This window comes from Siccirubricoccus deserti (genome assembly GCF_014283215.1).
Taxonomy (GTDB): domain Bacteria; phylum Pseudomonadota; class Alphaproteobacteria; order Acetobacterales; family Acetobacteraceae; genus Siccirubricoccus; species Siccirubricoccus deserti.
Genome location: NZ_JACOMF010000085.1, coordinates 1 through 10,563, shown reverse-complemented (window position 1 = coordinate 10,563; position 10,563 = coordinate 1). Strand labels below are relative to the sequence as shown.

Here is a 10,563-nt window from a genome sequence, read left to right as displayed (position 1 = left end):
TCTTGTCGCGGATGCGCTCGCCGGTGACCTCGCGCTCGAACTGCGCGAAGGAGAGCAGCATGTTCAGCGTCAGCCGGCCCATGCTGGTGGTGGTGTTGAACTGCTGGGTGATCGAGACGAAGGAGGCGCCCTGCGCATCGAGCACCTCGACGATCTTGGCGAAATCGGACAGCGAGCGGGTCAGGCGGTCGACTTTGTAGACCACCACCAGATCGACGCGGCCGGCGGTGACATCGGCAAGGAGCCGCTGCAGGGCCGGCCGGTTCATGGTGCCCCCGGAGAGGCCGCCATCGTCGTAGCGGGCGGGCAGCAGGGTCCAGCCCTCGTGGCGCTGGCTGCGGATGTAGGCCTCGCAGGCCTCGCGCTGGGCATCGAGGGAGTTGAACTCCTGCTCCAGCCCCTCCTCTGATGACTTCCGGGTGTAGATGGCGCAGCGAAGGCCGCCCCGGCTGATGGGCTGGCCGGAGGCCCGGCGGCTACGCATGGACGGCTGGGGCCTGGGCGGGACGCGGGGAGGGGGGGCCCTCTCCCCGCCTCAAGCCGAAGAAGCGGGGCCCGGACCAGTGCGCGCCGGTGATATGGCGGGCGACCTCCGACAGCGAGGCGAAGCGTTGGCCGGTGGGTTCGTCCTTTCTCAAGGGCGAGACCTATGGCTGGCTGAAGCTGGAACGGCCGACGGCGGAGAGCGGCGATCCGTTCCCGCCCGGCTTCGTGCACCTGCCGCTGCACGTGGCCGGCGAGGAATTCTGCCGCCAGCTCACCGCCGAGCAGTTTGTCGCGCGCGCCGGCCGCAACGGCTTCCGCCGGCTGGAGTGGGTCAAGACGCGCGAGCGGAACGAAGCGCTGGACTGCCGGGTCTATGCCCGCGCCGCCGCTGCTGCACTCGGCATGGACGGTTGGGGCGACGGGCGCTGGGCGCGGATGGCGGATGCGCTGTCGCTCCCGGCGGTTGAGCCGGCAGCACCGGTTCCAACCGATGCTGCTGCGTCCGCGACTACAACACGCCCGCGGGGCTGGCTCGCGCCACGCAACGGCTGGCTTCGCTGAGAGGAGGACGACCATGGATCCGATCGTCCTCGCCTGGGCACTCACCCAGCCTGACGGCACACGCGCCGCCGTGCTGGCCGCCGCCATCACCGGCGGCACCACGCGCGTGACCTTCGACGGCCGCACGGTGGAGTACCGCTCCCTGGATGAGCTCGGCCGGGCGCTGTCGGTACTGCACGCCGCGGAGAACAGCGCCGCGCGCCGGCCCAACGTGACCTTCGCCAGCTTCTCTCGCGGGGGAACCAAGTGATGGGGCGTCTTCGTGATGCTTGGCACGCCCTGCGCGGCTATTCCGCAGCACAGGACAGCCGCGCCTCGACCTGGGCAGCCTCGGGGGGCAGCGCCACGGCAGAGGTCGGCGCCGCCGCGCCCACCGTGGCACGCCGTGCCCGCGATGCCGTCCGCAACGATCCCTATGCAGCCCGCATCGTTGATCTCTGGACCGGCAACGCCGTCGGCGCCGGCATCACCACCCGCTGGCCGGACAAGCCCCACGCCGAGGCCTGGCGCCGCTGGTCCGACAGCACCGCCTGCGACGCCGAGGGACGGCTCGACCTCTACGGCCTGCAGGCGCTGGTCATGCGCGCGGTAGTCGAAAGCGGCGAATGCTTCGTCCGCCTGCTGCCGGCCGACATCACGCCGGCCAACCCGATCGGCCTGCGGCCCCAGGTGCTGGAGAGCGACCACCTTGACGCGGCGCGGCAGGGCGTCCTCGACGGCGTCCCCACCCTCCAGGGCATCGGCCTCGGTGAGGCCGGTGAGCCGGTCGGCTACTGGCTGCATCGCGTGCACCCCGGCGCGTCCTGGGTTCTGCCGGGTGGTGCGACCTGGCTCAGCAGCCAGCGCGTGCCGGCCCGCGACGTGCTGCACATCTACCGCAAGCGCCGGCCCGGCCAGCTGCGGGACGTCTCCTGGCTCGCTCCAGTGCTGACCCGGCTGCGCGATCTGGGCGACTACGAGGCCGCCCTGCTGATGAAGGCCAAGATCGAGGCGTGCCTCGCGGCCGTCGTCTCCGAGGACGGCGACGAGGCCATGACAGGGCCGACGTCGGGGCTGCTGCGCGATGCGCAGGGCCGCACCGTCGAGAGCTTCGAGCCGGGGATGATCCTGTATCGCCGTGGCATGGGATCCGTGGAAGTGGTGAACCCGTCCGGCGGCGGCAGCCATGCCGCCTTCGCCCGCCGCGCGCTGGAGGCGTCCGCGGTGGGCACTGGCCTCACCTACGACCAGGTCGCCGGCGACCTCACCCAGGCGAACTACTCCTCACTGCGGGCTGGCAAGATCGAGTTTCGGCGGCTCTGCGAGCAGGTTCAGTACGGGATGCTGATCCCGATGCTGGTCCGGCCGATCGCGGATCGCTTCCACCAGCAGGGCGCGCTGCTCGGCCTCTGGGGCGCCGAGGTGCCGGACGGCGTCAGCCACGTCCCGCCGGCGCATGAGATGATCGACCCGCTCAAGGACACCACTGCGCTCATCGCCCAGGTCCGCGCCGGCTTTGTGCCGCAGCCCGAGGCGGTCGGCGCCTTTGGCTACGACTTCCGCCAGGTAGTGGAGATGATCCGGGAGGCCAATGCCCTGCTGGATGATGCCGGGCTGTCGCTCGACACCGACCCACGTCGGGTAGCGCAGAGCGGCGCCGCCCAGGACGCGCGGCAACTGGCGGCTGTCGAGATTGCGGCGACCGGTGCAGCGGCACCGGTCAGGCCGACCACCGCAAGGCTTTGAGAAGACAGCCGCGGCGTCATCTCTGCTTCCAACATCCGGTCAGGCTTCAGCGGACTGCACGGGTGTTCCGCTTTGCCGGGGCAGCAGTGCGCTTCTTTGCTGGGCCAGCAGTGCGCTTCGCCGAACCAGCGGTACGGCGCGCCACCGGAGTGCAGAGCTGGGAATCAGCGTTGCCAAGGGCTTCCGGCCTGGAAGCGGGGGCAATTTCAGCGATGGTGGCGCCCAGGTTCGCGGTGCCGAGTTCCGGAGAGGCCGGGCGGGGAGCGGGCTGGGCCGTCCAAGCGCCTGTCCAGAAACGCGCCATTTGCTTGCTGAAGTCGGTCATCATTGCTGTCTGCTGACGATGCATTTCCGCCATCCAGATACTGCGTCCTGTACTGGCGTAGGAATTGGCGGCGCTCAGCCAGGCACTCATGAACGGGTTTTTCTGCATCATCGGAATCATTTTCATAAGCAACACATGGTGCGCTGCAGCATAGCTTGCGAGCATTTTCCGGGAGAGGCTGCCGGCGACCCGAACACCAACGCGAGAGGTGTCCGGCGTTGGCGCTCGTTTCCGGATGCCGGCCTCGCCTTCGACACCGACCCCTGCCGCGTCGCCAAGTCCGGCTCCGCCCAGGACGCCGCCCAGCTTGCCGCCATCGAGATCGCCGCCACCGGTGCCGCGGCACCGCAGCGGCCCGACGCTCCGTTGCAGTCGTAGGACATAGCATGACCGAACCAGTTGAGCCGAGCGGGGGCACCCCTGCGGCGGGTGGCGACGCTGCGCCGGATCGAATGCCCACCGCTGGGCAGTCGATCACCGCGTGCCGTGCCCTGGCCGCGCCCGTCACGGTCAATCGCGCGGCGCGCACGGTCGAGGTGGTGTGGTCCACCGGGGCCCGCGCCCGCAACTTCGTGCCGCCCTATGGGTCGATCCTCGAAGAGCTCGATATGCGCCCCGAGGCGGTGCGCATGGACGCGCTCCGCTCCGGGCGTGCGCCCGTGCTGGACACCCACCGCCGTGCCGGCACGCGCGACGTGCTGGGCCGCGTCACCGCCGCGCGCCTCGAGGCCGGCCGCGGTTACGCCACGCTCCAGTTCAGCGGCGCCGATGACGTCGAGCCGGTCTGGCAGCGCGTGGCTGACGGCACGCTGCAGTCCGTGAGCGTCGGCTACCGCGTGCATCGCTACGAGCCGCGTCCGGATGCCGCCACCGGCCAGACCATCCACCGCGCGGTGGATTGGGAACCCTACGAGATTTCGATCGTGCCGGTCCCCGTGGACGCGGCCGCCGTCGTCCGTGGCGAGGGGGACCAGGGCACCCCCGCCACCGCCATCGAACCTGCCCTGATCGAGGAACCACCCATGACCGAGACGACGCCGGCTGTGCCGGATCCCGCACCGGCGCCGCCCGCGCTACCGGCTGCCCCCCCCGAACCCACCCGTGCCGCCCCTCAGGCACCCGATCTGGACGCCATCCGGGCCGAGGCGGAGCGCACCGCGGTGGAGCGCATCGCCGGCTACGAGCCGGTGTTGGCCGCCGCCCGCGGCCTGCTGCTGGAGACGCAGGTGAACGATCTCCGCCAGGCGGCGATCCGCGAGCTCATCTCCCCCGAGGTGCTGCGCGGCCGGCTGTGGGACGCCTTCACCAGCAGCGGGGTGCGCCCCTCCATGCCCGCGCGCCCTGAAACCGGCCCCGCCCATGACGACCCGGCGCAGATCCTCGACGCCATGGCCGAGGCGCTGGCCGCCCGCACCATGCCCGGCTACCAGGCGCCCGCCGCCGGCCGCCACAGCGAGTTCATGGGCTGGCGCCCCTCCGACATGATCGGCGAGCTGCTGCGCGTCCGCGGCGAACGCAGCATCCCGCGCAACCCGACCATCCTGGCCGAGCGCGCCTTCCACACCACCAGCGACTTCCCCGCGCTGCTCTCGGCCGCGGCCAACAAGATGCTGCTGGCGGCCTATGCCCCGGCGCAGCCGACCTACCGAACGCTATTCCTCCGCCGCGACTTCAGGGACTTCAAGCCTCATCGCCACCTGCGGGTCGGTGACTTCCCGACGCTGCTGCCCCTGTCGGAGAACGGCGAGGTCCAGGCCGGCACCATGTCCGAGAGCCAGGAGCTGGTAAACCTTAGCACCTTCGCCCGGCGGATCCGGGTCACCCGCCAGATGCTGGTCAATGACGACCTCGGCGCCTTCACCGACTTCGCCAGCATGATCGGCCGGCGCATCGCTGACTTCGAGAACGCTACGGCCTACGGCCTGCTGAACTCGGCCAGCGGCGACGGCCCGACCCTCACCACCGGCAGCGCGCCGGTGTTCGCGACCGGCGCCGCGCGCGTCAACAAGGCCAATGCGGGCACCGCGCTCGACCTGCCCAACCTCGCCCTCGGCCGTGCCGCGGTGATGCGCCAGAAGACTCTCGACGGGCTGCCGATCGCGGTCGGCGCGCAGATGCGCCTGCTGGTCGGGCCGAACCAGGAACTCGCCGCCCGCCAGCTCACCGTCTCGGTCCAGGCCACCCAGACCAGCAACGCCAACGTCTATGCCGGCTTCGTGCAGCCGTTGGTCGAGCCGCTGATCCCGAACAACCGCTGGTACCTGTTCTCGGATCCGATGGCGGCACCGGTCTACGTCTACGGCTATCTCAACGGCGCCGAGGGGCCGCAGGTCACCACCGGCAACGTCCAGGGCGTGGATGGTGTCGAGGTCTCCGTTATCTTCGACTTCGGCGTGGGCGCCATCGACTGGCGCGGCGCCTGGTTCAACCCGGGGACATAATCACTCCGCGCCCGCGTCAGGGAGCGCCGCAGCACTTGCTGTCGCGGCCCTCGGCGCGAGCGTCCTGGATCGGCGGACATGGCACGTCGCCATAGGAACAAAAGACGCAGCAGTCGCCGGGCTTCGGGCGCAGGACCGCGCCGCAGCCCTTGCAGTCGTAGAACCACTGGCAGGCATCGGTCGGCATCGTCTCTTGCTGGTCGTGCCCGCAATGCGGGCAGTGGATCGTCGAGATCAAGGTTGCGGACATCTGGATCAGCCCGCCGCCACAATGAGGCCCGCCAGCCCGCCACCAAGCATGACAATGGCGAGTAGCGGCACCCGAAAGGCCGCCTTGGCGCACACGTCCTCGGCGCAATGCGGCGCACTCCGCTCCCGAGCAACAAATAGGGCAACGACCAGGGCCGCTGCGCCGCCCCACAACAGTAGCCGCTGCCAAGGTCCAGCTATTACGGCGATGTCCAGCATCCAGGCGCCACCCGCAATTCCAAGAGTGGCGAATACAACGGGCAGCGCACAGCACGCGGCCGCCGCCAGTGTCGCGGCAAGGCCGCCAACAGCCAGCACGGCTGCACTGAGGGCTCGAGCTGCCCCTGGGGACGGATTCTCCACCGAATTCTCCTGAAACTCCACCCAGGCGTTCGGCCTGCCATGCCGGAAAGTTACGCCCTCTCGGCTGATCTCGCCATTGGGCAGCACCCCCACACCACCACAGCATCATTGGAGCATTTCCCATGCGCAACTACGTGCAGCCCGGCGACAGCCTGGCGCTCGCGGTCCCCTATGCGGGCGGCGTCACCTCCGGTCAGGGCGTGCTGGTTGGTGCACTCTTTGGCGTCGCGGCTGTCGATGGCGTGCAGAACGAAATCATCGAATGCCAAACCAAGGGCGTCTTCGACATCGCCAAGGAGCCGGCGCTGGCCATCACCGCTGGGGCGCGGCTCTTCTGGGACAACACCAACCGACGCCTCACCACCACGGCCACCGGCAACTTCCAGGTGGGGATGGCTACCGCGGCGGCGCTTGCCGCCGACACCACCGTCCGCGCCGTGCTGCTGCGCGTTCCGGCGTCCGGCACATGAGCCTCGATCCGAAGGCCACGCGGGGCTATCGCAACCGGAACCCGGGCAACATTGAGCACGTCCCTGCCAACAAGTGGCAGGGGCTGGCTGAGCCGCCCTCGGATGGGCGCTTCTGCCGCTTCACCAGCCATGAGCTCGGCATCCGCGCGCTGGCCGCCCTGCTGATCACCTACCAGGACCGACACAAGCTGCGGACGCCGCGGGCGATCATCGAGCGGTGGGCGCCAAAGGTGGAGAATGACACCGGGGCCTATATCGCGGTGGTGGCGCGGCGCATCGGCGTCGGGCCGGATGATGCGATCGACCTGCATCGGCACGATCACCTGCGCCCGCTCGTCGAGGCCATCATCCACCATGAATGCGCTGGCCTGACCTATCCGGCAGCAGTGATCGATCGCGCGCTGACCCTGGCCGGCGTGCCGCCGGCGCCACCGGTGACGCTGCGGGAGGTCGCTGCCGCCACCGGCACCGGCCGCGGCGCGGTGCTGGTGGGCGCGGCGGGCATCGCCACTGCCATGGCGCAGGCCGCACCAGCCATCCAGGCGCTGGGCACGCTGGCACCGGCTGTTGCCATCGCAGTCATCGTGGCGGCGGTGGTCGGCATGCTCGCTTGGCGACTGCGGCGGCCAGCGTGAGCGCCTTCGCCGCGGCCATGGACGCGCTGGCGGCGGATCCGAACATCGGCTCGGAGGCGACCTATCGCGCGGGCGGGACCGGGGCTCCGGTCCTGATCCGTGTCGTCCGCTCTGTGCCGGATCGGCTGGGCGACGCCTTTGGCACCAGCGTCATCCAGGTCAGCGATGTCCTGACCGTCGCCATGGCCGTGCTGCCAGCCGTGGACGCCGACGACACTTTCACCCTCGGGTCCGACACCCTGACCGTCCAGCACGCCGAGCGCGACGCCGCCGGCATCGCCTGGCGTGTCTTCTGCCGCCGATAGGAGTACCGCCATGATCGACCCCGAACGCATCGGCGGCATCGTCGGCGAGGCACTGCTCGCCGGCGCCCTGGGCGCGCTCGGGGCGATGGCGCGCTTCTCCTCTGCCGACCGACCGCTGCTGACCCGCGCCTATCTGCTGCACGCGCTGGCCGGCGGTAGCCTCGGCACCGGCGCCTGGCTCATCGCCCATGCCTTCGAGCTCGACGGCTGGTGGCTCTTCGCCGTGGCCTGGCTGGCCGGCACGCTCGGCTACGCTGCGCTGCATGATCTGCTGCTGCGGGTGCTGAACCGCCGCATGGGCGGGCCGTAGGCCGATGCGGCTCGGAGCCAGCATCGTTGGCGACCTGCGCAAGGTATTGGCGGAGGAAGTGCGGGCCGGCGAGCGCGCGGCCATGTCGACAATCCGCGCGGAGACCGAACAGGTGAAGGCTGAGCTGCGCCGGCAGGTCACGACGGCCTTCTCGGGCAATGCGCGGGGCGTCGCCAACGCTTGGCGGTCGATGATCTTCCCGCGGAGCGGCCAGTCGCTGCGGCCGGCCGGGCTGGTCTTCACCAAGGTGCCCAACGTCATCGACGCCTTCGAGCGCGGCGCACTGATCCGCGCCAAGGGCGGGCGGCAGTTCCTGGCCATCCCGACCGGATTCAACGCGGCGCGCGGGCGCCGTGGGCGCGGGGAGAAGGGCATGCGCGTGACACCGGCGCAGATGGTCGCCTCCGGCCAGGCCTTCCTGCGGCCCTTCAAGTCGGGCCGGGGCTTCGTGTGGTGCCTGCCGCTGCGCCAGGGCGAGCAGACCGGCCGGCGGCGGCGCACGCGGCTGGTGGCGGGCGGCGTCACGGAGGTCGGCACCGCCAACCGCAAAGGCCGCGAGGCCTGGGCGCGCGGGCTGCTGGCGCAGGGGATGGTGCCGATGTTCCTGCTGCTGCCACAGGTGAAGCTGGCCAAGCGGCTCGACGTGCGCGGTGCTGCCGAGTGCGGGCTGCGTCGCCTGCCTGGCCGCTTCGTGGCGGCCTGGGAGCGCGAGAGCGGGAGGTCAGCGTGAGCGCGCGCGAGACCGCCATCGCGGCGCTGCACAGCCGGCTCGTCACGTCGCTCGCCGTTCGGAACTCGGCGCCGCTGGTGCTGCGCGGCGAGACCATCCCGCAGCGCATCCCACCGGGCGGCATAGTCGTGGTCCGTGACGGCGAGACGGTCGAGGAGACGCCAATCCTCTCCCCGCTCGCCTGGCAGATTGAACATCGCGCCGAGGTCGAGATCACTGCCGCCGGTGCCACGCCGGCCGCGCGCAACACCCTGCTGGATGCGCTGCTGGTGGACATCGCGGCAGCCATTATCGCCCACCGCACCCTCGGCGAGGCTGTGGAATGGGCGCAGCCCGGCAGCGTGTCCTTCGAGGATGTCGAGTTCGAGGGCGCGGCCGCGGCCCGCGCCGCCGCCATCCCCGTCACCCTCTGGTTCACCGTCGCAGGCTCGCCGCTGGCCTGATCCCCTTCCCGGAGAAAGCCCATGCCCCGTGCCATCGGCGCGAACTGCCGCCTGCTCATGCTGCCCGAAACCACCTACGGCACAGCCCCTGGCAGCAACTGGCGGCGCATACCGTTCCTGTCCTGCGATCTCGGGGCCGAGCAACCACTGCTGGATGCCGACGTCATCGGCGTGGGCAGCAACCGCGACCCGGCCGCGCCCTTCCTGGACACGGTGACGGTCGCCGGCCAGGCGGTGGTGCCGGTCGATCTCATCAACATCGGCCACTGGCTGCGGCTGCTGCTCGGCGCGCCCACCACCACCGGCACCACCAACTTCATCCATACCTTCGGCTCGGGCGCGGCCTCACTGCCCAGCAACGCGATGGAGATCGGCTATCCGGACGTGCCCTCCTTCGACGTCTGCACCGGCGTCCGCGCCGACACGCTGGAGATGGACTTCACGCCCACCGGCGCGGCGACGGCGACCTTCGGCCTGCTGGGTCAGGGGTCGGTGCGCACGGGTGCGACCTCCGGCGGTACGCCGACCAGTGCCGCCTACACCGCCTTCAACAAGGCGCAGGGGTCCATCACCCGCAGCGGGTCGGCGCTGGCGCAGGTCACCGGCGCGCGGCTCACCTATGCCAACGGCATGGAGGCGGTGCGCACCATCCGCGCCGATCGCCGCGTCGAGGGTGTGGATCCCGGCATTGCCCGGTGCACCGGCCAGATCACGGTCCGCTTCGAGAACACCACGCTGCTCACCCAGGCGCAGGCCGGCACTGGGGCGGAGTTCGCGCTGGCCTTCACCATCGATGCCAACCGCAGCCTCACCATCACGCTGCACGAGGTCTACCTGGCTCTGGCCAAGACTCCGATCGAAGGGCCAGCCGGGGTGGAGGCCAGCTTCGATTTCCGCGCCGCGTTCAACGCGACGGCAACGCGGATGATGACAGCGCAGCTGAAAAACCAGCAGGCGGGGACGGAGTACGCCTAATTTCCGGTCGGCATAGTAGGCCGGCTTCAGGCACGACCGGGGCGTTGGCGATGGGTGCTGCGAATGGCGGCTTTGCGCCCATGTCGGTCATCTGCTGGGTGCGCCAAGCTTCCTGAAAGCAGACGATGCGCCCCCGAGCTCGGCTGAGCGGGTCGGACGGAAAGCGGACCTCCGGCGCACGCGCCTTCAGCGCCAGCAGGGCGCCTTGACGCTCCCCGGCTGCTCAAGCAGGCGATCACAGGTCCTTCTGACCGCGCCATAGCATTCGCAGGAAGCCGCCTCGAGGCCAGGTCGGTCGGTGATTTCCATCCGGCCGTGAGCGTACTCGATGAGGCCCGCCTTCTGCAGGATGCCGGCGGCGACGCTGATCCCGGCACGGCGCACCCCGAGCATCATGGAGAGGAACTCGTGGGTCATTGGGAACGCGGCCCCCTCGGACCGGTCGTGCGCCATCAGTAGCCAGCGCGCGAGCCGATCCTCGATGTGGTGGCGCCCATTGCAGGCCGCGGTCTGCGAGACCTGCACGCTGAAGGCCATGGCGTAGC

The 10,563-nt window shown here is 70.4% G+C and carries 18 protein-coding genes; 12 read left to right on the top strand and 6 right to left on the bottom strand.

Annotated features, from left to right (window positions below; all coding sequences use genetic code 11):
• Nucleotides 1–484: recombinase family protein (locus H7965_RS26705; RefSeq protein WP_186773591.1), on the bottom strand; the 484-nt coding region annotated here is incomplete at its 3' end.
• A complete protein-coding gene (locus H7965_RS26700) occupies nucleotides 477–638 on the bottom strand; it encodes a DUF2924 domain-containing protein (RefSeq protein ID WP_186773590.1) in 162 nt (53 codons plus the stop codon). The genes H7965_RS26700 and H7965_RS26705, both read right to left, overlap by 8 nt.
• On the opposite strand from H7965_RS26700, the gene H7965_RS26695 reads away from it, so the two are divergent.
• Genes H7965_RS26695 through H7965_RS26685 form a run of 3 tightly spaced genes read left to right on the top strand, consistent with a single transcriptional unit; the run spans nucleotide 574 to nucleotide 2,772 of the window.
• Nucleotides 574–1,047: a terminase gpA endonuclease subunit gene (locus tag H7965_RS26695; RefSeq protein ID WP_456308203.1), complete on the top strand. Its 474-nt coding sequence runs from the start codon at nucleotides 574–576 to the stop codon at nucleotides 1,045–1,047. The two genes, H7965_RS26700 and H7965_RS26695, sit on opposite strands and share 65 nt — an antisense overlap.
• A 13-nt stretch (nucleotides 1,048–1,060) precedes the next feature.
• Nucleotides 1,061–1,297 carry a phage head-tail joining protein gene (locus tag H7965_RS26690; protein ID WP_186773589.1) on the top strand — a complete coding sequence of 79 codons (237 nt, stop codon included), beginning with the start codon at nucleotides 1,061–1,063 and terminating at the stop codon, nucleotides 1,295–1,297.
• The gene (locus H7965_RS26685) at nucleotides 1,297–2,772 is read left to right on the top strand and encodes a phage portal protein (protein WP_186773588.1); all 1,476 of its coding nucleotides are present in this window, start codon (nucleotides 1,297–1,299) and stop codon (nucleotides 2,770–2,772) included. The genes H7965_RS26690 and H7965_RS26685 overlap by 1 nt, the downstream gene beginning before the upstream one ends.
• 46 nt (nucleotides 2,773–2,818) lie before the next feature.
• Here H7965_RS26685 and H7965_RS26680 read toward each other — a convergent pair whose 3' ends face one another.
• A complete protein-coding gene (locus H7965_RS26680; protein ID WP_186773587.1) occupies nucleotides 2,819–3,223 on the bottom strand; it encodes a hypothetical protein in 405 nt (134 codons plus the stop codon).
• 9 nt (nucleotides 3,224–3,232) lie between these two features.
• Between H7965_RS26680 and H7965_RS26675 the strand changes: the two genes are divergently transcribed.
• Together H7965_RS26675 and H7965_RS26670 are read left to right on the top strand one after the other, a co-directional pair.
• Complete coding sequence (locus H7965_RS26675) at nucleotides 3,233–3,475, top strand: hypothetical protein (RefSeq protein WP_186773586.1); 243 nt, start codon at nucleotides 3,233–3,235, stop codon at nucleotides 3,473–3,475.
• An 8-nt stretch (nucleotides 3,476–3,483) separates the two neighbouring features.
• The gene (locus H7965_RS26670) at nucleotides 3,484–5,538 is read left to right on the top strand and encodes a prohead protease/major capsid protein fusion protein (protein WP_186773585.1); all 2,055 of its coding nucleotides are present in this window, start codon (nucleotides 3,484–3,486) and stop codon (nucleotides 5,536–5,538) included.
• A 16-nt stretch (nucleotides 5,539–5,554) separates the two neighbouring features.
• Here H7965_RS26670 and H7965_RS26665 read toward each other — a convergent pair whose 3' ends face one another.
• Nucleotides 5,555–5,788, bottom strand: coding sequence for a GDCCVxC domain-containing (seleno)protein (locus H7965_RS26665; protein WP_186773584.1), 234 nt, complete (start codon nucleotides 5,786–5,788; stop codon nucleotides 5,555–5,557).
• 5 nt (nucleotides 5,789–5,793) lie between these two features.
• Nucleotides 5,794–6,237, bottom strand: a complete 444-nt coding sequence (locus tag H7965_RS26660; protein ID WP_186773583.1) for a hypothetical protein — start codon at nucleotides 6,235–6,237, stop codon at nucleotides 5,794–5,796.
• A 35-nt stretch (nucleotides 6,238–6,272) separates the two neighbouring features.
• Here H7965_RS26660 and H7965_RS26655 point away from each other — a divergent pair, with 35 nt between their 5' ends.
• The 7 genes from H7965_RS26655 to H7965_RS26625 are packed head-to-tail and all read left to right on the top strand — an operon-like array spanning nucleotide 6,273 to nucleotide 10,018.
• Entirely contained in the window at nucleotides 6,273–6,620 is a 348-nt protein-coding gene (locus H7965_RS26655) for a DUF2190 family protein (RefSeq protein WP_186773582.1), read from the top strand.
• A complete protein-coding gene (locus H7965_RS26650) occupies nucleotides 6,617–7,255 on the top strand; it encodes a structural protein (protein WP_186773581.1) in 639 nt (212 codons plus the stop codon). Before H7965_RS26655 ends, H7965_RS26650 begins: the two co-directional genes overlap by 4 nt.
• A complete protein-coding gene (locus H7965_RS26645) occupies nucleotides 7,252–7,560 on the top strand; it encodes a head-tail joining protein (protein WP_186773580.1) in 309 nt (102 codons plus the stop codon). Before H7965_RS26650 ends, H7965_RS26645 begins: the two co-directional genes overlap by 4 nt.
• Nucleotides 7,561–7,570: 10 nt before the next feature.
• Nucleotides 7,571–7,870 (top strand): hypothetical protein, encoded by a 300-nt coding sequence (locus H7965_RS26640; protein ID WP_186773579.1) that lies wholly within the window; start codon nucleotides 7,571–7,573, stop codon nucleotides 7,868–7,870.
• A gap of 4 nt (nucleotides 7,871–7,874) precedes the next feature.
• Nucleotides 7,875–8,600 carry a DUF6441 family protein gene (locus H7965_RS26635; protein WP_186773578.1) on the top strand — a complete coding sequence of 242 codons (726 nt, stop codon included), beginning with the start codon at nucleotides 7,875–7,877 and terminating at the stop codon, nucleotides 8,598–8,600.
• Nucleotides 8,597–9,043 carry a hypothetical protein gene (locus H7965_RS26630; protein WP_186773577.1) on the top strand — a complete coding sequence of 149 codons (447 nt, stop codon included), beginning with the start codon at nucleotides 8,597–8,599 and terminating at the stop codon, nucleotides 9,041–9,043. The genes H7965_RS26635 and H7965_RS26630 overlap by 4 nt, the downstream gene beginning before the upstream one ends.
• A gap of 21 nt (nucleotides 9,044–9,064) precedes the next feature.
• Nucleotides 9,065–10,018, top strand: coding sequence for a phage tail tube protein (locus H7965_RS26625; protein WP_186773576.1), 954 nt, complete (start codon nucleotides 9,065–9,067; stop codon nucleotides 10,016–10,018).
• Between the two features lie 186 nt (nucleotides 10,019–10,204).
• On the opposite strand, the gene H7965_RS26620 is transcribed toward H7965_RS26625, so the two are convergent.
• A partial coding sequence (locus H7965_RS26620) for a Crp/Fnr family transcriptional regulator (protein WP_186773575.1) occupies nucleotides 10,205–10,563 on the bottom strand: 359 nt, incomplete at its 5' end.